Raw genomic sequence first — 22,181 nt, forward strand, 5'->3', positions numbered from 1 at the left:
TTTCTTTATTATGTCCAGCTATATTCTCCGTTTTCTTTTACTCCGTAAAAGTCTCCGAAGCTCAGGCTGAATATTCTGTCTTTCTTATCACTGAGATCAATCTGATTCTTGATCAGGTACTGATAAATTCCGTCATGGGAAATATCACCCTGCTGAAGGAATCCCACCAGTTTATTGTCTGTAAAGATCGCTCTCTGATACTGATCGGCTGCCTCTCTGGCAATAACTTCATCTCCCTCTTCCGGATTCAGTTTTCCCACACACAGAGAAACCAGGCCAAAGAAATTAATGGTGTTCTTTGCGGCAAAACGGTCTTCATACTGATATTTATTGCCAAGGACCATATTCTGAGCTGCAATTTTGCCCTGCTTCTGAGCATTTGGCCAGATTCCGGAAAGTCCTGTCACATCACCTGCTGCATAAACGTCTTTGACACTTGTTTCCAGATAATCATTTACCTGGATTCCGCGGTCAATGAGAATACCACTGTCCTCAAATCCCGCTACAGCGCTTCTCACTCCGGCTGCTACGATCACCAGATCACAGGAAAGCTTCTCTCCATCATCCAGAACCACATGAGTAACTTCACCGGCATCATTGCAGACAGTATCTGCGCCTCTTCTGCCAAGGCGGAACTGACAGCCTGCCTGTTCAAAAAGCTTCTGGTACTGTGCAGCTCCTGTCTCATCCAGCTGGATAGGAAGGATCCTGTCAGCCATTTCCACGATCACAATGTCCTTCTTCTGTTCCAGAAGTCCGTAGGCAGCATCCAGTCCTACCAGTCCGGAGCCAATGATCACAACTTTCTGAGCGTTTTCTGCACATTTGTCAATTGCTTTTGCATCACTTAAATGACGCAGCCCAAATACATTCGGCGCAGTACGAAGAGCCCCCACAGGAGGAATAAAGCTTTCTGCTCCGGTAGCAATCAGAAGCTTATCATAAGAACATACAAAGCCCTTGTCACAGATCACCTGTTTTTTTTCTGTATCCAGCTTTTCTACTCTCTGTCCTGCAGCCTGGGTAATCCTGTTTTTCTCAAAAAAATCTGAAGGAACAAAATTCAGTCCGTCTTCATCTCTTTCATGGCTCAGATATTTGTGGAGCATACATCTTGAATGTGGCTTTTCATCTACAGAAATCATTACGATATCATCTTCCGGAGCCAGTTCACGAAGAGTTTTGGCTGCAGTCATACCTGCTGCGCCGATTCCGATTATCACATATTTCATATGTTATACCTCCTCTACGTGAATTGCCTGCTTCGGACAGGCTTTTACACAGCTTGGCTCTCCGCCAAGATCTTTGCAGAAATCGCATTTGATCACTACAGATTTTGTTGCATCATCCGGCTTCAGAACCCCGTACGGACAGTTCATTACACACATAAAGCAGGAACCGCATTTCTCTTTGTCATAATAAACATGTCCATCCTCCGGATTCTTGGTAAGAGCGCCGCTCATACAGGAGATCACACACTCCGGCTCATCACAGTGGCGGCAGAAAATCGGACGGTAGGAGCCGTCTGGCTGTTTATAGATAAAGTTACGGCTTTCATTATTAATATCGTTCAGATCCAGGGTATAAATATCTCCGGAATCCTTTCTGTGTGCCTGCATACAGGCAAGGCTGCAGCTTTTGCATCCGTCACATTTTTCAGCTTCTATGATAATTCTTTTCATATAAGCAGCCTCCTTTTTAAATATTCAGGCCAGCACGTTTTTCCATAATAATCTTTTCCAGAATATCTGCACTTTCCTTTGCATCTCCGTTAATGATTACCTGACCGCCTGTAAGCTGTTTCATATCCTCTGTCAGAACCTTTGTCACCAGCTTGCTTCCGGTTACAAATGGCGGAAGTCCAAGATGGAGCGGCAAGCCCAGAGCCAGACCGAAGCATCCGTCTGCAAGCGCCTGCTCTTCCAGCCACTGTGCTGCAGAAAGTACCAGCGGAAGCTGAGGAAGGTCTACGCCGATTTCTTTTGCCAGCTCTGTTGCAACAATCTCCAGACGGCCGATTGCCAGACAGGGACCAAAGTTTAATACAGGCGGAATTCCCAGTTTTTCACAGACTGCGCGAAGCTTCGGACCTGCCAGCTTCGCTGCGGAAGGCTCCATAAGACCACAGTTCTCCAGACCGCCTGAAGAACATCCTGCTGTCAGGACAAGAATATCCTTTGCGATCAGCTCTTTTGTAAGCTCTACGGAAAGCACATCATGTCCGCCTGCTGTCAGATTAGAACATCCTACCACGCCGGCAATTCCCTTGATATCTCCGGATACGATCAGATCGATCAGCGGCTTCCAGGTATCGCCCAGGAATTTTTTCAGAGATACTTCACTTACACCTGTTAAGGTATCGTCGTTTCCGTGCTCCGGGAACAGATTCATAGGAACATTGCCTCTGCGGGCCTTATATGCTTCTACGATCTCGTCAATGATTTCCATGCTCTGCTCTTCACGTCTGTCAAAATCAAAAGGCATCATTTTTGCATTTGCTTTTTTTGCCACATCATCCAGACATATCTGTTTGATCTTCAGCTCATCACAGATCGGTTCAATTCCCGGAAGAGTACAGTTAAACTCAGAAAGAACTGCGTCAATTCCGCCGGTGGCAAGAACCGCTTCACTTGTGTAGTTGTTTCCTGCGTGTCCTTCAAATACCTCTGTGTAATGAGCGCCGCGAAGCTGAAGATCCTGTCCTACGCAGGTACAGCCTACAAGCTTAAAGCCTTTTGCACCTGCCGCCTGTGCCTTTGCAACTGCTTCCGGGCTTTTCAGTTTTTCCTGAAGATCAACAAAAATTGTATGCTGATGTCCGGTGATCATAATATTTATGTATTCAGGGTCAATTACGCGAAGTCCTACCGGAGCCATGCGGATCTCAGGCTCTCCCAGGAGAATATCGTTCAGAAGATTTGTCAGTGTCAGTCCGTAAAGTCCTGTGGAAATTCCAAGCTTCAGACAGTCTGTAAGCATATCAACCGGATCGGAATTCAGGTTTGTAGAACATTTTACCACTCCGTGGAATACTTCTCCCTTTGCACCTCCCGGAAGAATCCCCAGTTCTTTCCATCTCTGGAAACGCGGTGCATAGGCAAGCTTTTCTACCAGCTCCATTTTTTCATATTCCGGCTTATACAGATCATCCAGAACCTTACGCGCAACTTTTTCTGCCTTTTCGTAAATGTCATCACATACAATGCCCATTTCATCTGCCAGATAGTTTAACGCATTCAGGCCTTTCAGTTCGCCTTTTGCCTGTGCTGTTTTCAGTACGTTCAGTGCAGTATTTTCTACAATGTGGATGTAGCAGCCGGAGCCTGATGCCACTGCTCTTAAAAAGTTTCTTGTTACAATAACATCTGCAGTTGCTCCGCAGATTCCTCTTGGCGCCTTTGGTGTGATACGGCACGGTCCGTTAGAGCAGAGTCTGCAACAGACACCCTGAAGACCAAATCCACACTTTGCACTCTGTCCCTCTACTCTGTGATGGGAAGTTTCCATAGGCAGATCCGCGATAAATCCTTCCAACGGCTTATCTGCGCTTTTGCAGGTAGAGCATCCAAAACACTGATTCATAATTGTACCCTCCATTTTTCTTGATTGACAATATTTTATCATTCTGGACAAAAATAGTCAACTATATTATTTGATAAATTTTTCACTATCTGTTGAGATCCTGAACAGACTCCCGATAAATACAGGATGGCATCATCCTGATTCTTTTCGGATAATCACTTTCATCTCCATTCATCCTGCGCAGCAAAAGCTCACAGGCTGCATCTGCCAGTTCTGCAAGCGGCTGACGTACTGATGTCAGTTTTGGATTTACCATAACAGACAGCTCAAAATCATCAAAAACAACAACTGACAGCTGCTCGGGAATTCTGATTCCCAAATCATAAATTGCCTCCATAGCTCCCATACTCATGTCATAATTTGTAACAAAAACAGCTGTTGGTTTTTCATTAAGCTTCCACAGCTCATGAATTCCCAGATATCCCCCCTGATAGATATAATCCCCCTGAACAACATATTCCGGTCTTACAGGAATTCCATAATCCTCCATAGCCCTGAAATATCCTTTCATTCTCTCGCTGGCAGTCAGAGAATTTCTGCGTCCCTCAATAACCGCAATACTGGAATGTCCGTTTTTTATCAGATGCTCCGTAATCTCATAAGCTCCCTGAGTACAACTTGTCTGTACACAATCCCCCTGTATGACTCCACTGTTTTCCTCAATAGTAACCACCGGAATCCTCAGATTCTCCGGAAAAATCAGCTGACCTTCCGTATTTCCCGGAATTGTGATCAACATTCCATCCACTCCATTTGAAATCATATACTCCACATATTCTTTTGTTTTATCCAGATTTTCGTCAAAACTGAAAAACGAAACTGAATATCCATGGTCTCTGAGCTTCTTTTCTATTTCATTCAGTATCGCTGACGTATGAGGACTGTTTACAATTCCTGCTATTACACCTACTCTGTAAGTTTTGCTTGTCCGAAGCCATCGGGCAGTATTATTTGGAAAATAATTCAGCTTTTTTACTGCTGCCTCAATCAACTCCTGATTCTTTTTTCTAACTGTACCTCCATTCATATATTTGGAGATTGTAGAAATCGCAAGATTCGTTTCCCGCGCTACGTCTTTAATGGTTGTTCCACTTCTGTCCTTCTTTTTCATATTCTGTCCCCATGCATGATTACCACACAATTTTCCCCTCTGAAAATACACAGAACGGTTTCTTTCAGTATATCAGTTTCCTTTGCTTTGCGCAATGAAGGCAGCCTTGTTTCAGGCTTTATTTCCGCCTCTTTTTCTGTGTTTCCTTCTTAGCGTCCGGAACTTCTGGCGCTTTAATTTATTTTGACTTTCTTCTCCCACACTTTTATAATATAAACATGTCAGAAAGTTTTTGCTCCATATGGACTTCCTGACTTTTTCACTTAAAAACATCTGCGCAGAATCATCTTTTACTGCTGCAGGTTCATCTAAACGGAGGTACATGAATGAATTACAAAATCGATCCGCAGTCCTGGAAACAGGATATGCCCGCTTTCAGAAAAAAAACCATAGCATTTTATAACGGCGAAATAACAAAAAAAGACTACAAAGGCTTTTCCGGTCTGTACGGAAGCTATGCACAAAAAGACGGAAAAAAGGGAATGCTCCGTCTCCGGATGACTGCCGGAAGAATCACAAAGGAAAAGCTTGCTTTTACAGCAAAGGCGATTCAGGAGCACAAGATCAGCCGTATCCATTTTACTACCTGTCAGACAGTCCAGCTTCATGATCTTCAGCCGGATACTATCTGCACACTGGCAGAAGAAGCGCTTTCCTCAGGTATTGTTACCATGGGCGGAGGCGGTGATTTCCCCCGCAATGTCATGTGTTCTCCTCTTTCCGGTGTGGAATCAGGCGAATATTTTGATGTGCTGCCCTATGCAGAGGCTGCCGGAGAATATCTTATGAATTTTATAAAAGCTCCGAAAATGCCCCGGAAATTAAAGGTGGGATTCTCAAATTCACCTGCCAACCTTACTCATGCAACCTACCGTGACCTGGGATTTGCAGCAAATAAAAACGGAACCTTTGACGTATACAGCGCCGGAGGACTTGGAAACAATCCCCGCCTTGGTATCAGGGTTGCTGAATCTGTTCCGCCATCAAAGATTCTCTACTATATTAAAGCCATGTGGCTGACTTTCTGCGCATACGGAAATTATGAAAACCGTGCAAAAGCAAGAACCCGCTACATGCAGGATTCTCTGGGCGGCGCTGAAAACTATAAAAAAGCATATCTGGAAAAACTGGATGAGGTTTTTGCTTCCGGAGAGGATCTGGATATTACTGTAAATGTTTCCTCGGTATCCAAACAGCCGGACGGCAATGCTCCGGAAAGTTCCCGTGTGATTGCCCAGAAACAGGAGGGACTCTACACTGTTATCTGGCATCCTATTGGCGGTCAGCCTTCTGTTGAGTCTTTCTGTCGTCTTGCAGAATATCTTGCGGGCATCAGAGATGCGGAAATCCGTCTTTCTCCGGATGAAAGCGCATATATTGTAAATCTTACCGGAAAAGAAGCAGAAAAAGTTCTGGAACTGACAAAAGACGGAGCTGAATCTCTTTTTGAAACCTCTGTAAGCTGTATCGGAGCTTCCATCTGTCAGATCGGGCTTCGCGACTCTCAGGAGCTTCTGCTCTCCTGCGTAAAAGCAGTCCGTGACGCAGAAATTCCGGACGGAGCCCTTCCACAGATCCATATTTCCGGGTGCCCGTCCTCCTGCGGAACACATCAGACCGGAGAGATCGGTTTCCGTGGCGCCGCAAAATCTGTGGACGGCAAAGTTCATCCGGCTTTTGTGCTTTATATCAATGGCTGTCAGACACAGGGAAATGAATCCATGGGAAAAGAAATCGGAACCATTCTTCAGAAAGATATTCCTGAGTTTCTTGTTACCCTTGGAAAAACAGTTGCCCTGTCCGGACAGGATTTCCATACATGGAGAAATGCCAATCCGGAAGAGCTTGAACGAATGGCAGCAGACTATCTTATTGCATAACAAATAGGACAATTCTGCTTCAGACCCCCTCAGTTCCTGAGGATCGCTTTATGGTACTGAAAATGCCGCAGATCTGCCGGTCGCCCTGGTTACGTATTTTATCTGTAAAACCAGGTGTCCGAAAGCAGTTCTGCGGCGTTTTTTCTGTAAAAATTAAATATATGTTCTCTCCAGATTATTTCAGGCCAGAATGGTATGCTCCAACAGTATCTTAACTCCCATAAGGATCAGGACGATACCTCCGGCAATTTCTGCTTTTGATTTATATTTTGCCCCAAACCGGTTTCCGATCAGAACTCCCGCACAGGAAATCACAAAGGTTGTAATTCCGATAAAGCTCACTGCCGGAATGATCTGAACCTTCAGAAACGCAAATGTCACTCCCACTGCCAGAGCATCAATGCTTGTGGCTACAGCCAGAGGCAGCATTGCCTTAAATGTAAAGCAGGCGTCCAGATTTTCTGCCTCTCCTCCGGATTCCCGGATCATATTGATACCGATGAGGGACAAAAGAATAAATGCGATCCAGTGATCAATGCTCTGGATTTTTTCCTGGAAGCCAGTTCCCAGAAGATATCCCACCAGGGGCATAAATCCCTGAAAAAATCCAAAATACAGTCCTACGGTCAGAATCTGCTTTTTTCTGATCTGACAGACAGAAAGTCCTTTACAGACTGCCACAGAAAACGCATCCATGGAAAGTCCCACTGCAAGTACAAAAAGTTCCCATAATCCCATTTGATTTTCCTCCAATGTAAGTATTTTATCAGAGAAGTAGTAAGCACAGACGATCTGCTTTTCTTGCACAGGGCACCAAAAAACGAGACTATCCGCCCTGTGCAGATAAGTCTCGTCATTTCAGATGGGGCCAGGATCTACTCCAGAATGTTGACCTCATCATACCATTTTTCAAAAATCTTATTTTTCCATATGATACCGACTACTCCCTTATGTCGGTTCAGTATACCAGAAATAATTCTGTTTTTCAATCCCCGTTTTTATCATTTTCCTCATCCATACAAGGATACTCCATGCAGGGATCTCTGTCCGGCATCGCAACAAACTCCTTATGATGTCCCACATATTTATATGCAGGACGGATGATCTTGCCAGCGTTAAGGATTTCTTCCAGACGGTGAGCGCTCCATCCGGGAATTCGGGCAATGGCAAAAATAGGTGTGAACAGTTCCTTGGGGATGCCCAGCATAGTATATACAAAACCGCTGTAAAAATCCACATTGGCGCACACATTTTTAAACATTTTCCTCTGTTCCATAACAAGACGGCTTCCCAGTCGCTCCACCAGCTCATAAAGAGCAAATTCCTCCATCATTCCCTTTTCCTCGGCAAGCTTGCGGGCAAATTTTTTCAGTATCACCTCACGGGGATCGGACAGAGTGTATACTGCATGACCCATTCCATAGATCAGACCGGAATGATCAAAGGCTTCTTTATTCAGAATCCTGCACAGATATGCCTCTACTTCTGCCTCATCTGTCCAGTTTTTCACATGGGCTTTGATATCGGCAAACATATCCTGCACCTTCAGATTTGCCCCGCCGTGTCTCGGACCTTTCAGAGAGCCGATAGAAGCTGCCACTGAGGAATAGGTATCTGTTCCTGATGAAGTAACCACATGGGTGGTAAACGTAGAGTTGTTTCCTCCGCCATGCTCTGCATGAAGCATCAGAGCAATGTCCAGAACCTTGGCTTCCAGCTCTGTGTAAGAGCTGTCCGGTCTCAGCATCAGAAGGATATTTTCTGCAAGAGAAAGCCCCTTCTGCGGATTCCGGATAAATAAAGTCTCATCCTTACGGAAATGGCGGTATGAGTGATAGGAATAAACTGCGATCAGCGGCAGCTTGGCAATCAGTTCAATACTCTGGCGCAGAACATTTTCTGCAGAAATATCCTCCGGTCTGGAATCATAGGTGTATAAGGTAAGAATACATCTCTGCATGGAATTCATAATGTCCGCATTGGACGCCTTCATCACAACATCCCGCACAAACCGGCCTGACAGAGTTTCAAACTGCGCCATCACCTCTTTAAACATTTCCAGTTCCTTTTCTGAAGGAAGCTGTCCGAAAAGCAGAAGATAAATGGTTTCCTCAAATCCAAATTTATGTCCTTCCAGTCCGTTTACCAGATCATAAATATTATAGCCCTGGTAATACAGACTTCCCTCAGCCGGGATCTTCCTTCCATTTACAAGGTCATAGGCATTTACATCTGAAATTTCTGTAAGTCCGGTAAGAACGCCTTTACCTGCTGAATCTCTCAGTCCTCTTTTTACATCATACTCAATATAAAGGTTTGGATCGATCCGGTGATTATTCAGAAGTGTTTCCTGCAGGCTCTCCATACTGGTCTTCAGGCTTCCCATTTCATCCAGATTGATCATTTCATGATCTGACATTTTTATTCCTCCGTTTCCTTTCCCCGAAACTCAATTGTTCTGTCTGAAGCTTAAAGCATTTTTTCTTCCCATTCTTTTTCACGGAATCCTGTCAGAACAAAATCTGTTCCGACTACAAGAGGTCTTTTCACCAACATTCCGTCTGTGGCAAGAAGCTTCAGCTGCTCTTCCTCTGACATATCCTTTAATTTATCCTTCAGATTCATCTGTTTATAAAGATTTCCGCTTGTATTAAAAAATTTTTTAAGGGGCATTCCGCTTTTTTCATACCATTCTTTCAGTTCTTCATATGTTGGATGTTCTTCTACCATTGCTCTTTCCTCAAAGCTGATGCCATGTGCGTCCAGCCATTTAAGAGCTTTCTGACAAGTACTGCATTTTCTGTAAACTAAAACTTTCACTTTGCATCCTCCTTTATTTCTCAGCTTTTTCAGCTGTTTCCTGTAAAAACACATAGTCCGGCAGACATCCGGTTCATTCTGTCAGATTCTGTCAAACATTTTCTGCTTTTTCCCTTTCACGTTTTATCATATAAAAGAGCTAAAGAAAAATCAAGTTTTTTTGAAAATTCCTAATTTATTCTTCCAAAAATCTCTGTACCCACATCCTCTTTCCATCTGTACAGACTGACACAGCCCCGCTTTTCATGGTAAATTCTGTTTTTGCCCCTGATTTTTTCAGACGGAGTGTTGTTTCCGGTGAGGGATGCCCGTAGGTATTGGAGTCTGAGCATGAGATCACTGCAACCTCTGCCTTCACCTGATCCAGAAACTCCCGGCAGGAAGAATAACGGGAACCATGATGCCCTACTTTTAAAAAATCCACATCTCTCAGCCTGTTCAGGATTGCTTTTTCCGCAGGTTCTCCTGCATCTCCGGTAAAAAGTCCGCGAAAATCTCTGTACTCCAGCTCTACAACCATTCCTTCTTCATTCACATCTTCTCCCAGAGCGTCTTTTGCAGGAGCCAGAATATGAAAGCCGGCTTCTCCCATACGAAAACTGTTTCCACTTTCCACCTGAAGCACCTTCATTCCGGCACTCTGCGCAAGATGGATCAGAGTATTGTATACTTCCGGCGGTTCCTCCCAGTCAGGAAGTATCAGAGCATCGCTTCTTACAGAGGTCAGGCCCTGCTCCATAAATTCAAGAAGCTCCATGATCCCACTGATATGATCCTTATCTGTATGGGAGATCATAATCCCGTTTATATGAGAAATCCCTCTGCTTTTCAGATAAGGCAGAAGTTGATACTGGGCTGTATTTTTCTTGTTGCTGCTTCCGCAGTCCATAAGGAAAACTCCTCCATCCGGAATTTCCAGCACAATCCCGTCACCCTGTCCGATATCCAGACAGGTAATTCTGAGCTCCTTTCCAGGTTTCCGGGAAAGGACAAAAATCCCTGCCGCAGCTGCCAGAAGAAAAATCCCTGCAGGATACGCCCTTTTTGCAGCTTTCCTGAACACTCCTCTGATTTTGTCCGAGTTCTCGGACACTTTTTTCCCAACAGCCAACTGATTTTCTTCTTTTTTTTGTATCCCGGATGCCATAACATATGCCAGGATAATTCCTGATGCCAGCAGCAGATAGTAGCTGATACTCTGCCATATTTCCGGAAGCCCCCCGATCCAGGTACAAAAAGGCAGCTTTCCGGCAAACGTACAGACTTTTTCGTAAAGCCATAAAAGTATTCTGCCCGGAACCGCTGCCGCCCTCCCTGCATTCACACTGAAAAGCCCCAGCACTGAGCAGCACAGGCCGCTTATAAGAACACCTCCCACAGTGGGAAGAACAAACAGATTCAAAAGGATTCCGATCACAGACACCTCTCCGAAAAACACCAGCATAACCGGAAGCGTTACGGCCTGAACAGAAAGAGAAGAAATCAGAGCTTTCCCTGCTTTTCCTTTTGCGCCTGTAATTCTGATCAGATGTGGCGATACCGCCCCCAGCCCCACAACTGCTCCGAAGGATAAAAGGAAACTGCTGCTGTAAAGATATGCAGGGGAATCAAGCAGAAGAAAAATTGCTGAGAGAGCCAGTGCAGTCATAAGATCATAGGTCCGTCCCAGAACTCTTGCTCCTACATTTAAAACAAACATACACACTACTCTCATGGCAGACACGCTTCCTCCTGTAAGCATTCCATATTGAAGCATCACATACAAAGAGACAAGTCCTGCCCCTGCGTTCCCCAGCCCGATTCTTTTTAAAAGGGAGAACAGCCCCATCCCCAGAATACTGATATGCAGGCCTGATATAGCAAGAATATGAACCATTCCCGCCATCTGATACCGGAGCTTCAGATCCTGATCCAGCTCACTTTTTTCTCCAAGAAGCATTGCCTCAAAAACCGGCGCATCCCTGCCTGCAGAAAGCTTCAGTACCGTATGTATCCGGTCCTTCAGCTCAAGCAAAAACTGCTGATATCCTGAATAAGCTCTGCTTTTTCTTTTTATGATTCCATTTTTCATAAAATAATAAATGTGCTGGCAGGCATAATACTGCCTGGAATCAAATTCACCGGGATTTCTCGGCGCTTCCACCTGTTCCAGCTTCCCGGAAATACACACAGCCGTGCCTGCCGGAAGCTCTTCTTCTGTTTTTAAAAATACTCTTACATTTTCAATGGGAATTTTTTCTGACCGACAGATCAGAACGACTTGTTTCAGATAGACAGAAAAGGAAAATTCCGTTGCCTGGCATCTCTGTACCTCCCCGCAGATCACAGAGTCCGGATGCTTTTTTATGTAGGTCTGCACTGTTTCCGGCAAAGGAGTTCCGCGTATCAGCGGAACCCCTGCCAGATCAGCCAGACACATACACAGCATCAGGAACAGACAAACAAGACAAACCGGACGTCTTGTCATTTGCCTTCCTTTCCGTATAAAATCATGTAAAAAGATATGAATGACAGTTGTCAGGATTCCTCTTTTTCGTGAACCACCAACTGATCATTTTTTTCATAAAATGTATAAAGGGGCATACTGCTTCTCAGATTTCCGTCCATACTTCCTTCTACAGAAAGCTGAACCTTATCTGCCTCACAGGAATCCAGAAGAGAATTCACTACAGAATAGATCTGAATGCTTTCTGACACATCCAGTGCTTCCTCCTGAAACGCCCTGTTCATATTGATATAACAGATCCGGTCTGCAATGGTAGCGCTGAGGATCACGGATTTTTCCGGAATCACCGCATAATGCCCTTCCTCCATGGGACCCTTGGCAAGCTGTTCCAGCACCACTCTTTCTTTTGGAAGGGTACGCCTGTAATAAATATTTCTCTCCTCTTTTACCAGCTTCTTCCCGCTTTTGTCTGCGAAATACAGGGTAAAAGTATCATACCTGTAATCGGTATCCTTGCCGGAAAGCTCCAGGAAGCTTTCTTCTGTCATATCCCCGATCTTATTGTTCCGGGAATCCGTAAGCTCCAGCCCCTCCACAGTAAATCGAACACGGTGGATATCCGGCACCTGCAAAAAGGTTTTTACAATCCCGGCTCTGGTAAGGACTTCTCTGGCTCTGCTCATTTCATGGTACTGGGCGCTGAAATCAATAACCAGCACATCATCCTGAAAATCATAAGAATTAAGTATTACCTCTTCCGGAAGCAGTGCGATCCCGTCCTCCGGAACCTTCCTGTTTCCAATGCTCTGCATCAGCTCACGGACCATAAAGTCTGCTGATTCCTCTTTTGGTTCATATGCTTCCCTCTCCAGAGTTGTCTCTGCTGCATTCAGATAATAAAAGCTGTATTTATCCGGCGTCTGCTGTTCTTCTACTTCAATACTGCAGCCGGCAGCCAGCATACATACAGAAACAGCCAGAAGAAGGACACTTAAAAATTTCTTCATCCGGCACCTCCTACGGAATATATGACAGCGGAATACGAACGGAAAACGTTGTTCCCTCGCCTTCTCTGCTGAATACTTTGATCACGCCATGATGCATGGCAATGGTACTTCTTGTAATGGCAAGTCCCAGTCCCGTGCCTCCGATCTCTCTGGAATGTGATTTGTCCACACGGTAAAATCTCTCAAAGATACGCTCCAGGGAATCTTCCGGAATTCCCATCCCGGAATCTGCCACAGTCACATAAAAATATTTGTGGTCCGCGTCTATGGATACTCTGACCCATCCGTCGTCCACATTGTATTTAATGGCATTTTCCACCAGATTACTGATAGCGGAAGTAAATTTGATTTCATCCACATCCGCCTCCACCGGACGGAAGCTGTCAAGGATCAGGTCAATGCTCCTTTTATCCGCAATAGGTCTTAAACGCTTCAGGATGTCCTCAAGAAGCTGGTTGATATCCATGTGCTGTATGGAAAGATCCGCTGTCTTTTTATCCATTTTTACCAGACTGAGAAGATCTGTAATAATCCGGTTCTCTCTGTCGATCTCAGCAGTAATATCCTGCAGAAATTCCTGATAAAGCTCCTCCGGAACTCCCTGCTGGCCTACCAGAGAATCTGCCAGAACCTTCATGGAGGTCATTGGTGTTTTCAGCTCATGGGACACATTGGAAACAAACTCGGACCTGGATTCATCCAGAACCTTCATTCTTGCCAGCATCTTATTAAAAGCATCTGTGATCAGCTCTGTCTCCGTATAATCCGGTACGGAGATCTCATCATTCTGATATCCGTCCGTAAGATCTTCAATAGACTTGGTTACACGGGCAAGAGGCTTCACCAGAACAGTGGCAAGAATATATCCAAGGAAAACAGACAGAACCACGATCACTGCGATCAGAAGAAGTCCCTGATAATTCAGTTCCATCATGGTAGCCGTGATCTCACTGCAGGAGATCGTCATCAGCATGGCTCCCTGAATCTGAGGAACATCCGCACTTCTCACAGGAACTGCGAACTCGATCACCTGTCCCTTTCTCTGATAATCCGTAGGTTCCCCTTTCTTAAAGCTGCGGATGATCTTTGGAGAAACCAGAGTTTTCCCCTCATCCACATGATAGGTATCCTTTACGATCTTAAAATCCCTGTCCACGATCAGGATACGACCGCCATACACATTGGACAGCATTTCAAGCTTGCCGTTTACAGCCTCGGAGCTGGGATCATTGAGATAATTTTCCTTAATGATCTGATTGCAAAGAATACTGCACTGATTGCTGACTGCCCCTGCCCTTACTGCCACAGCCTGTTTCTCATAATTGCCGATCATCATCCGCGTAACGATCACACTGGGTACAATTCCCAGAATCACCAGAATGATCAGGATCCGGAAACGCAGACTCTTAAAAAACCTGTTTTTCTTTTTCATGGCTTATGCCTGAAAATAATAGCCTACACCCCATTTGGTGTGTACATACTTCGGCTCACTGGGATTCGCCTCGATTTTTTCACGGAGACGGCGGATATGTACATCCACAGTTCTCACATCGCCCGGATATTCATATCCCCAGACAATATTCAGAAGGTTTTCACGGCTGTAAACCTTGTTCGGATTAAATACAAGCAGCTCAAGCACATCAAATTCTTTCGCTGTCAGATTGATCTCCTTGCCTGCGATAAACACACGACGGCTCTCGCAGTCAAGCTTCAGATCACCTGTCTCAATGGTCTTGGCCTTTTCCTTCTCCTCGCTTTCTGAACGGGCGCGGCGCATGATCGCCTTGATTCTTGCCTTTACCTCCAGAATGTTAAAAGGCTTGGTAATGTAATCGTCTGCGCCGTATTCCAGTCCCAGGATCTTATCCATATCCTCGCCTTTGGCAGTAAGCATTACAATGGGAACATTGGAAAACTCCCTGATCTGCTGGCAGACTTCAAGGCCGTCCATCTTGGGAAGCATAAGATCAAGAAGGATAATGTCATAATGCTTTTCCTTTGCCTTTTCCACTGCTTCCTCACCATCGTAAGCGCAGTCCACTTCCATACCGTCCTGTTCCAGATTGAAACGGATGCCCTTTACGATCAGTTTTTCATCATCTACCACTAATACTTTCCTGCTCATTTACAATCTCCTTATTCTACTGCAATCTTGTCTTTTATCTTTGAAAAGGTGCTTTCCTTGATCCCCGGCACGTTCATCAGCTCCTCCGTACCGGAAAAGCCGCCCTTTTCCTCCCGGTAGGCCAGAATGGCCTGGGCCTTGGCTTCGCCGATACCGGGCAGTGTCTGAAGCGCTGCAGAATCTGCTGTGTTCAGATTTACTGTTCCTGAATCCTGCGTTTCCCCTGTTCCTGCTGCTTCCGTTACAGCTCCGCCGGTACCCGGATCTGCAGCGCCTCCTGACGGCTGCCCTGCCATTCCCTTTTCCGCCTCTTCTTTTGTAGGTACATAAATCTGCTGTCCGTCACTTAACGCGCAGGCCTGATTAATGCTTGTTCCCGCCGCATCCGGAAGAAAGCCTCCGGCTGCTTCAATAGCCTGAAACACTCTGCTGTCAGACTTCATTGCGTATACTCCCGGCTGCACAACAGCTCCGCACACATCCACGTAAATTTCCTCCGGCGGCTGCGCGGGCACAGAAGACGGTTTCTCCGTAACAGCTTCCTCTGGGGAAGCAAGGTCCTTCTCCTGCTCCTTATCAGCTGTTTCCTCAGCCTGAGCTGACAGTTCCTCCTGTTCCTCTTCCAGAAGAAGCTCCGTTTCCCTATCTGCGCAGCCGCACATTCCCGGACTGACAATAAAAAGGAAAAAAAGAAACAGGATTCTCAGATTTACTGATTTTAGATTTATTTTCTGTACTCTGATATCGGGTCACTCCTTATCTTTTCCCCGATTCTCATACCTGACCATACCCTATTTTAACGAATTCCCGGTGCTTTTACAATAGGTAAGTACTATTTTTGCCATTTAAAGATTATGATACCTGCAATAGCCACAGCCATTCCCACAACCTTTCTCCACTCAAACACAGCCTTTTCCACACCGAAAAGTCCAAAAAGCTCGATCACATAGGCCACAAGAAGCTGGGAGACAACGATCAGCATGGCTGCCTTTGCCGGTCCCAGGGCACCCATGCTCTGAATCACGGTAACTGTGATAAAGGCTCCTATAACTCCGCCCAGCAGCGTATATTTATTTTCCACCTGCCACAATGCAGCGATACTTTCTCTGCCTGTAAAAAGCCATGCAAGCACACAGACGGCAAAGGCTGAAAGCTGGACCCAGCCTGTAGATACCCACAGGCTGGTCTGCTTTGTCACTTCTGTGTTAAAAACTCCCTGAATACTCATAAGCGCGCCTGAAACAAGTGCCACAATAAATCCCCACATAGTAATCCCTCCATATGATCCAACATAAAGATATGAAAAAAGGCCGGTATTTTTAACCAGCCTTTTGTTACTATCATCATATACAGAAATTACTTTTTTATTCACAGACTTTCCTGCACGTTTTATTTTGTGTGATTTTCTTTTACCTCTGAACTGCAGCAATGTCCTCCGCAGCTTGAGCAGTCACAGCCGCACTGAAGAGATTTTCCGGCTTTTTTCGCCCGAATCATACTTCTCAGCACCAGCCCTACTGCCAGTATAAGAACTGCAAGTACAACAAATGTTCCCATTAATATCCCTCCTGACTTCTGTCAGATTTTTCCTGTTCCCACACAGCCTCCTGAGATCAGCGTACCAATAACGATATGGGGTTCTCCCTGATTTACCATAGATAGCGGCATCGTTTTTTCACTTCTTTCTGTGTCTTATAATGCCAGTCTCTCATCCGTGTTAATTATGTACAATCTTATTAAAGTTAGTATATATAAACTATTTTCAGCTGTCACGCTGTAAAACCTTATTTTCTGTTCATGATAAATTCGTTATTCTTTTAATAAAAAATGGAAATTCCAGCTCTCATATTCCTGTTTTGCTTCCGGCAATGGAAGTCCCGCATACATCAGCGCGCCTCCTGTATACTCTTTTCCGTCACAGAGATAGATTCCGTTTTCCTGAAGTCCTCTCAGAAGCACTCTGGAAGGCTGGTCATTGGCACGTACCCTGGAAGCTACCACGCTTACAAGAGCCTCTTTTTTATCCAAAGCAGCAAACTCCCAGGCGGAATAATACCTTTCTGTATCCGGAGATGTGAGACGGAAATAATCTCCTGTCTGTATCAGCTCATAATACTCTTTAAACCTTATAATCTGTTCCCTGATCTCTGCCTTTTCTTCTGAAGTCAGCTTTGCAGGATCAAGCTCATATCCAAAGGTTCCTGCCATGGCTACTGTGGCCCGTGTACTCAGAGGGACAGATCTTCCTGTCTGATGATTTGGGCAGGCGGATACATGAGCTCCCATCGTGCTGACCGGGTAGCAAAAGGAAGTTCCGTACTGGATATCCAGACGTTCAATGGCATCTGTGTCATCACTGCACCAGATCTGAGGAGTATAATAAAGCATTCCTGCGTCAAAACGTCCTCCGCCGCCGCTGCAGCCTTCCATCAGCATATCCGGATATCGTTTTCCAAGCCGCTCCAGAAACTCATACAGTCCCAGCACATAACGGTGCAGTACCTCTCCCTGACGGTCTGCAGAAAGTGCGGCAGAATATACGTCACAGATACTGCGGTTAAAATCCCATTTCAGGTAATCCACTTCCGCCCTGTCCAGTACGGCGCTCATCTGATCAAAAATATGATCCCGCACCTCCTGTCTGGAAAAATCAAGTACCAGCTGGTTTCTTGATCTTACCGGCTTCCTTCCGGGAACGGTAAACGCCCAGTCCGGATGAGCCCGGTAAAGATCGCTGTCCTCAGATACACACTCCGGCTCGTACCAGATACCGAATTTCATGCCAAGACCATGGATTTTTGCGGAAAGTTCCTGAAGAGTACAGCCCAGTTTTTTCTCGTTGACATACCAGTCTCCCAGACCGCTGTTATCAGAATCTCTTTTTCCGAACCAGCCGTCATCCATTACAAACAGCTCCACGCCCATATCAGCCGCTTCCTCTGCCATATGGAAAAGCTTTTCCCCTGTAAAATCAAAATAAGTTCCTTCCCAGTTGTTGATCAGAACCGGACGTCTGGCATTCTTAAATTTTCCCCGGCACAGATGATTTCTGATAGCTTTATGATAATTATGGCTCATTGCCTCAAAACCGCTGTCACTGTACACCATAGCGGCCTCCGGCGTCCAGAAGCTTTGTCCCGGAAGCAGCTTATAGCAGAAATTCCCCGGGTGGATTCCCATCAGAACTCTTGTCTGATCAAACTGGTCCTTTTCTACCTGAGCCAGAAAGCTTCCGCTGTAAAGAAGAGATACCCCAAAGCAGTTTCCCTGAGTTTCTGTTGTATGAGGAGCTGCCAGAACCACAAAAGGATTATACTGGTGACTGGAGGTTCCTCTTAAACTTCCCACAGACTGTATGCCATGATGAACTTGCGTACGGGAAACCTGTCGTTCCATTTCATGTTTTCCATAAAACGTCATCCAGTCCCAGTTTCCGCAGGTCTGATCCACACAGCAGGACAGGGCTCTTTCCAAATAAACCTCCTCTTCTCCCAGGTTTTCCACACAGACTGCCCTTGTGATCAGGTCAAATTCCTCAAACACACCATAATAAAGCTTTACCAGAATTTCCCCGTCCCGGTCTTTCATGGATATCACAAGTGTGTCCGCCTGTGCGCTGTCTTCTGCGTAAAATGCCGGTAAACCCGGAATCTCATATTTGCCTTTCAGAATCTCATACCCCTGGAACCTAAGATCAGAAGCAGAAACTCCATACTGGTTTCTTACAGCAAAAGCGCTTTCCCTGTAGTCGCCGTTTCCCTGACAGGAATATTCCTGAGGCAGCGTATCCAGTGAATATTTTCTGTCCGTTTCTGCATCATAAGGATTTCCGGAAAATCCGTGATCCCTCTTCTGGATCAGATAGGAAAAATCCATCTGCTCTGTTCTTTTTCCATAGTAGGTATGAAGCAGTACCCCATGTTCATCTGCTTTCATCTGGTACATGCTGTTTTTTGTGCAAAGGGTAAATACTTTTTCATTCACTGCTATTGCCATAATTGTTTCCTCACTTTATCCCCTGTGGAGATATACTTTCTTTATGATTTCAATTCTGTTTTTATCATTTCACTTCTATTTCACTGCTCCGTTTACCACACCGTTCAGAATCTGTTTCTGACAGAACAGATAAAACAGCAGAATCGGGATCAGAGCCAGCAGATAGGATGCAAAGGCCAGGTTATAATTTGTTCCGAACTGCGTCTGGAAATTAAGCTGCGCCAGAGGCAGAGTATTCTTGCCTGTGCCGGACATAATTACAAGAGGCGTCATTACGTCATTCCAGGTTCCCAGGGCAGTCAGTACGGCAACCGTTGCATGCATGGGCTTCATCACCGGAAAAATAATACTCCAGTAAGTTTTCCAGGTTCCCGCTCCGTCCACTCTTGCAGCCTCTTCCAGTGCAAGAGGAATATTTTTCAGATATCCGGAATACAGAAGAAGATTCATAGGCATATAAAATACCACATAAAGGATAATTACTCCAGCCCTGTTTCCGATTCCCATCTGAGATGTCTGTTTTACCAGAGGCATCATAAGAATAGCAAAAGGAACAAACATTCCGCTAACGATGTAGAGATATGCGAATTTATAAAATTTACTGTTTCCCATATTTCTTCCAATGGCATATCCTGCAAGAGAATGTACCAGAATGGCAATTATTACTGTCAGCGCTGTGATCAGCAGAGAATTTCCCAGAGAATTCCAGAAGTCAGTCACTCTCATTGCCTCAGCAAAATTGTCAAAGCTCCAGGAAGAAGGAAAGGAAAGCGCTCCCATAATATCGTTTGTCATTTCAGAGGGCTTTTTAAAAGCAATGATCACAGCCATATAAAGAGGAAAAAAGATCGTAAAACAGCCCATGATCAGAAGAATTGTTACAGGCCAGTTTGTTTTACCGGTGTGCTTGCATTTTTCTTTCATTATAACTGCTCCTCCTTCTTATTCATAAATGTCAGCTGAAATACAGAAATTGCAACAATGACTACAAAAAATATCACTGCATTGGCGCTCTGGAATCCAAACTGTCCGCCGTCCATACCATTTTTGTAGATTAAAAATGAGATAGATTCTGTGCTCTGTGCAGGGCCGCCTTTTGTCAGAGCCATGATCTGATCAAATGCCATCAGGAAGTTTTTCATACAGAGAACCATATTGATGGTAAAAAACGGCACGATCAGCGGGAAAGTCAGGTTTTTGAATTTTGTCCATCCGGTTGCCCCGTCAATGGCCCCCGCCTCATACACATCCTCCGGCACAGTCTGAAGACCGGAAATATAAATGATCGTATTCATTGCAATTGCCTGCCATGCAGCCACGATTACAATGGCAAACCATGCGCTCTTTGTATCTGCCAGCATACTGCTGCTGAGAAAATCAATTCCAAGAGCTTTTCCCACAGCTGGAAGAATATAAGTAAAGATAAAGCTGAAAATATAACCCACTACCAGGCCGCCCAGAACATTGGGAATAAAATAGATTCCTCTGAGCGCACTTTTTGCCCGTATCTTACTGTTCAGCCCCAGCGCAAGGATCAGACTGAAAATATTTACAATAATAGTTGCCACAATGGCAAACTTAAAGGTAAACAAATAGGATTTCCCTACTCTTACGTCCTGAAAAAGATCAATATAATTTCTGAGTCCTACCCAGTCATAGCTTCCATACCCTTTAAAGTTTGTAAAGCTGTAAATAAATCCCTTGATCAGAGGCAGCGTATTAAAAACAAAAAATAATGCCAGAATCGGAATGGTAATCAGCAAAAAAGTACGTTTTCTGTCATTTCCTTTCATGATCTACTTCCTCCTTCCCCGTTTTCCTCCTGGTATTCCTGCACCTTGCGGATCAGATCACGGTTGTATCGCTTCCAGTCGCTGTCAAATTTTTTCAGCCAGGCATCTGTATCCTGATTCATAAGATATGTCTGTATCATTGCATCCACAGCCATTTCCGCCGGATAGTAATGATCCTGATAATCTGTCATTTTTCCCTGTTCAATATATTCCTTCATACCGTCCAGCATAGAAGGCAGGGTAAAGTCTCCCTCTTTGCACGGCACAGCATTCTGATCGTCCAGATAAATCTGGATGTTTTCATCCTCCAGCATAAAACGCAGAACCTCATAGGCGGCTTCTTTGTCTTTGCAGTCCTCCATAACGCAGAACTGAAGGTCAACACCTGAGTTCAGGATCTGACCGTCTGCGCTGTCATTTGCCGGGAACACAAAAGAATCAATATTCATATCAGGATTTACTGATTTAATCTGAGGTACCGCATAGCTTCCGATACAGTACATGGCAGACTCTCCTCTTGCAAAAGCTGTGCAGGCGTCATTATAGCTGTATGCATAAGGATCCTCCTGAGCATAGGGAAGAAGCTGAAGGATCTTTTCTGCCAGTTCCCGGTATTCCACTGAGAAAGTCGTCTCTCCTCTGTTTACCTGCTGGCACACATCTGCGGGAGCCAGATCACAGGCCATTGCATTCCAGGGCGCCAGACAGGTCCAGACATCCTTAAATCCAAAATAAAGCGGCTGCTGTCCGGATGCCTGAATGGTATCAAGAAGTTCAAGAAACTCATTCCAGGTTTCAGGGATCTCCCATCCATTTTCTTCAAACATATCCTTGTTATAAAGAATACCTGCGGCATTTGCGGCATAAGGAACTGCATATACTCCATCCTTTGGAATAAATTCCAGATTTTTGTCAATGTCCAGATATGCCTGCTTGATATCTGCCAGTCCCTCAAAGTCAGAAATATCCATCAGCATATCCGCATCCAGAAAATTGGAATAATTAATATCTCCTCCGATTCCGATAATATCCGGCTGATCCTCTTTGATAAATCTGGTCTTCAAAACAGTCATAGCCTCATTGGGAGACTCTATGACCAGCTCAATATCATCATGAGAGGCATTAAATTTTTCTTCCATCTTCTCAAAAGCTTTTACTGCCTCCGGTTTGTACTGGACCATTTCTATTTTTGTCTTTTCATTGTCCTTTTCCGAAGCTCCGCAGCCGGACAGCACCATACCGGAACCAAGAATTCCTGCCAGGGCTGCCCAGGTAAACAGTTTTACTTTTCTCATTACGTTTCCCCTTTCCTCTGTTTTTCGATCCCTTTATATTCTGTACAGTTTATACGGTTTCTTATGAATCCATTTTATCATTACCTTATCTTTCGGTAAATGGAGGCATGAATCCATTTTTATATC

General features: G+C 44.9%; 19 protein-coding genes. 1 reads left to right on the top strand and 18 read right to left on the bottom strand.

Going from position 1 to position 22,181, the window contains the following annotated elements; genetic code table 11:
* Positions 1-8: 8 nt before the first annotated feature.
* From NSA57_RS13645 to NSA57_RS13660, 4 genes are all read right to left on the bottom strand, one after another.
* Positions 9-1,232, bottom strand: a complete 1,224-nt coding sequence (locus tag NSA57_RS13645; protein WP_257465106.1) for an NAD(P)/FAD-dependent oxidoreductase — start codon at positions 1,230-1,232, stop codon at positions 9-11.
* Positions 1,233-1,235: 3 nt separating this feature from the next.
* Positions 1,236-1,682 (bottom strand): 4Fe-4S dicluster domain-containing protein, encoded by a 447-nt coding sequence (locus NSA57_RS13650; protein WP_022067889.1) that lies wholly within the window; start codon positions 1,680-1,682, stop codon positions 1,236-1,238.
* Positions 1,683-1,698: 16 nt separating this feature from the next.
* Positions 1,699-3,582, bottom strand: coding sequence for an anaerobic carbon-monoxide dehydrogenase catalytic subunit (gene cooS / locus NSA57_RS13655; RefSeq protein ID WP_147598685.1), 1,884 nt, complete (start codon positions 3,580-3,582; stop codon positions 1,699-1,701).
* Positions 3,583-3,667: 85 nt separating this feature from the next.
* Positions 3,668-4,693, bottom strand: a complete 1,026-nt coding sequence (locus NSA57_RS13660; RefSeq protein WP_257465107.1) for a LacI family DNA-binding transcriptional regulator — start codon at positions 4,691-4,693, stop codon at positions 3,668-3,670.
* Between the two features lie 326 nt (positions 4,694-5,019).
* Between NSA57_RS13660 and NSA57_RS13665 the strand changes: the two genes are divergently transcribed.
* Positions 5,020-6,573, top strand: a complete 1,554-nt coding sequence (locus NSA57_RS13665; protein ID WP_257465108.1) for a nitrite/sulfite reductase — start codon at positions 5,020-5,022, stop codon at positions 6,571-6,573.
* A gap of 180 nt (positions 6,574-6,753) precedes the next feature.
* Here NSA57_RS13665 and NSA57_RS13670 read toward each other — a convergent pair whose 3' ends face one another.
* From NSA57_RS13670 to NSA57_RS13735, 14 genes are all read right to left on the bottom strand, one after another.
* Positions 6,754-7,311 (bottom strand): manganese efflux pump MntP, encoded by a 558-nt coding sequence (locus tag NSA57_RS13670; protein ID WP_257465109.1) that lies wholly within the window; start codon positions 7,309-7,311, stop codon positions 6,754-6,756.
* Positions 7,312-7,558: 247 nt separating this feature from the next.
* Positions 7,559-8,992: a citrate/2-methylcitrate synthase gene (locus tag NSA57_RS13675; protein WP_257465110.1), complete on the bottom strand. Its 1,434-nt coding sequence runs from the start codon at positions 8,990-8,992 to the stop codon at positions 7,559-7,561.
* A gap of 50 nt (positions 8,993-9,042) precedes the next feature.
* Positions 9,043-9,447 (bottom strand): arsenate reductase family protein, encoded by a 405-nt coding sequence (locus NSA57_RS13680; RefSeq protein WP_173752614.1) that lies wholly within the window; start codon positions 9,445-9,447, stop codon positions 9,043-9,045.
* A 121-nt stretch (positions 9,448-9,568) separates the two neighbouring features.
* Positions 9,569-11,917, bottom strand: coding sequence for a DNA internalization-related competence protein ComEC/Rec2 (locus NSA57_RS13685; RefSeq protein WP_330671349.1), 2,349 nt, complete (start codon positions 11,915-11,917; stop codon positions 9,569-9,571).
* Positions 11,911-12,846, bottom strand: a complete 936-nt coding sequence (locus NSA57_RS13690) for a GerMN domain-containing protein (protein ID WP_257465112.1) — start codon at positions 12,844-12,846, stop codon at positions 11,911-11,913. The genes NSA57_RS13685 and NSA57_RS13690 overlap by 7 nt, the downstream gene beginning before the upstream one ends.
* A gap of 10 nt (positions 12,847-12,856) precedes the next feature.
* Positions 12,857-14,278: a sensor histidine kinase gene (locus NSA57_RS13695; RefSeq protein WP_257465113.1), complete on the bottom strand. Its 1,422-nt coding sequence runs from the start codon at positions 14,276-14,278 to the stop codon at positions 12,857-12,859.
* 3 nt (positions 14,279-14,281) lie between these two features.
* Entirely contained in the window at positions 14,282-14,971 is a 690-nt protein-coding gene (locus NSA57_RS13700) for a response regulator transcription factor (RefSeq protein WP_022067899.1), read from the bottom strand.
* An 11-nt stretch (positions 14,972-14,982) separates the two neighbouring features.
* A complete protein-coding gene (locus NSA57_RS13705; protein WP_147598691.1) occupies positions 14,983-15,633 on the bottom strand; it encodes a ComEA family DNA-binding protein in 651 nt (216 codons plus the stop codon).
* Between the two features lie 170 nt (positions 15,634-15,803).
* Positions 15,804-16,238 carry a DMT family transporter gene (locus NSA57_RS13710; RefSeq protein ID WP_147598692.1) on the bottom strand — a complete coding sequence of 145 codons (435 nt, stop codon included), beginning with the start codon at positions 16,236-16,238 and terminating at the stop codon, positions 15,804-15,806.
* Positions 16,239-16,360: 122 nt separating this feature from the next.
* Complete coding sequence (locus tag NSA57_RS13715; protein WP_022066878.1) at positions 16,361-16,528, bottom strand: FeoB-associated Cys-rich membrane protein; 168 nt, start codon at positions 16,526-16,528, stop codon at positions 16,361-16,363.
* Positions 16,529-16,780: 252 nt separating this feature from the next.
* The gene (locus NSA57_RS13720; RefSeq protein ID WP_257465114.1) at positions 16,781-18,967 is read right to left on the bottom strand and encodes an alpha-galactosidase; all 2,187 of its coding nucleotides are present in this window, start codon (positions 18,965-18,967) and stop codon (positions 16,781-16,783) included.
* A gap of 75 nt (positions 18,968-19,042) precedes the next feature.
* Complete coding sequence (locus NSA57_RS13725) at positions 19,043-19,891, bottom strand: carbohydrate ABC transporter permease (protein WP_147598695.1); 849 nt, start codon at positions 19,889-19,891, stop codon at positions 19,043-19,045.
* Positions 19,891-20,760 carry a carbohydrate ABC transporter permease gene (locus NSA57_RS13730; RefSeq protein WP_022066881.1) on the bottom strand — a complete coding sequence of 290 codons (870 nt, stop codon included), beginning with the start codon at positions 20,758-20,760 and terminating at the stop codon, positions 19,891-19,893. Before NSA57_RS13730 ends, NSA57_RS13725 begins: the two co-directional genes overlap by 1 nt.
* Positions 20,757-22,055, bottom strand: a complete 1,299-nt coding sequence (locus NSA57_RS13735) for an ABC transporter substrate-binding protein (RefSeq protein ID WP_147598697.1) — start codon at positions 22,053-22,055, stop codon at positions 20,757-20,759. The genes NSA57_RS13730 and NSA57_RS13735 overlap by 4 nt, the downstream gene beginning before the upstream one ends.
* Positions 22,056-22,181 lie beyond the last annotated feature (126 nt).

The organism is Blautia caecimuris (assembly GCF_024622975.1).
GTDB lineage: Bacteria > Bacillota > Clostridia > Lachnospirales > Lachnospiraceae > Blautia_A > Blautia_A caecimuris.

What these genes read in the sequence shown, in the direction of transcription:
- NSA57_RS13670 (WP_257465109.1), bottom strand. Translation starts at nt 7,311, where the DNA reads ATGGGATTATGGGAACTTTTTGTACTTGCAGTGGGACTTTCCATGGAT.
- NSA57_RS13680 (WP_173752614.1), bottom strand. Translation starts at nt 9,447, where the DNA reads ATGTGTTTTTACAGGAAACAGCTGAAAAAGCTGAGAAATAAAGGAGGA.
- NSA57_RS13695 (WP_257465113.1), bottom strand. Translation starts at nt 14,278, where the DNA reads ATGAAAAAGAAAAACAGGTTTTTTAAGAGTCTGCGTTTCCGGATCCTG.
- NSA57_RS13730 (WP_022066881.1), bottom strand. Translation starts at nt 20,760, where the DNA reads ATGAAAGGAAATGACAGAAAACGTACTTTTTTGCTGATTACCATTCCG.
- cooS (WP_147598685.1), bottom strand. Translation starts at nt 3,582, where the DNA reads ATGAATCAGTGTTTTGGATGCTCTACCTGCAAAAGCGCAGATAAGCCG.
- NSA57_RS13710 (WP_147598692.1), bottom strand. Translation starts at nt 16,238, where the DNA reads ATGTGGGGATTTATTGTGGCACTTGTTTCAGGCGCGCTTATGAGTATT.
- NSA57_RS13720 (WP_257465114.1), bottom strand. Translation starts at nt 18,967, where the DNA reads ATGGCAATAGCAGTGAATGAAAAAGTATTTACCCTTTGCACAAAAAAC.
- NSA57_RS13725 (WP_147598695.1), bottom strand. Translation starts at nt 19,891, where the DNA reads ATGAAAGAAAAATGCAAGCACACCGGTAAAACAAACTGGCCTGTAACA.
- NSA57_RS13715 (WP_022066878.1), bottom strand. Translation starts at nt 16,528, where the DNA reads ATGGGAACATTTGTTGTACTTGCAGTTCTTATACTGGCAGTAGGGCTG.
- NSA57_RS13690 (WP_257465112.1), bottom strand. Translation starts at nt 12,846, where the DNA reads ATGAAGAAATTTTTAAGTGTCCTTCTTCTGGCTGTTTCTGTATGTATG.
- NSA57_RS13675 (WP_257465110.1), bottom strand. Translation starts at nt 8,992, where the DNA reads ATGTCAGATCATGAAATGATCAATCTGGATGAAATGGGAAGCCTGAAG.
- NSA57_RS13660 (WP_257465107.1), bottom strand. Translation starts at nt 4,693, where the DNA reads ATGAAAAAGAAGGACAGAAGTGGAACAACCATTAAAGACGTAGCGCGG.
- NSA57_RS13665 (WP_257465108.1), top strand. Translation starts at nt 5,020, where the DNA reads ATGAATTACAAAATCGATCCGCAGTCCTGGAAACAGGATATGCCCGCT.
- NSA57_RS13650 (WP_022067889.1), bottom strand. Translation starts at nt 1,682, where the DNA reads ATGAAAAGAATTATCATAGAAGCTGAAAAATGTGACGGATGCAAAAGC.
- NSA57_RS13645 (WP_257465106.1), bottom strand. Translation starts at nt 1,232, where the DNA reads ATGAAATATGTGATAATCGGAATCGGCGCAGCAGGTATGACTGCAGCC.
- NSA57_RS13705 (WP_147598691.1), bottom strand. Translation starts at nt 15,633, where the DNA reads ATGTGCGGCTGCGCAGATAGGGAAACGGAGCTTCTTCTGGAAGAGGAA.
- NSA57_RS13700 (WP_022067899.1), bottom strand. Translation starts at nt 14,971, where the DNA reads ATGAGCAGGAAAGTATTAGTGGTAGATGATGAAAAACTGATCGTAAAG.
- NSA57_RS13735 (WP_147598697.1), bottom strand. Translation starts at nt 22,055, where the DNA reads ATGAGAAAAGTAAAACTGTTTACCTGGGCAGCCCTGGCAGGAATTCTT.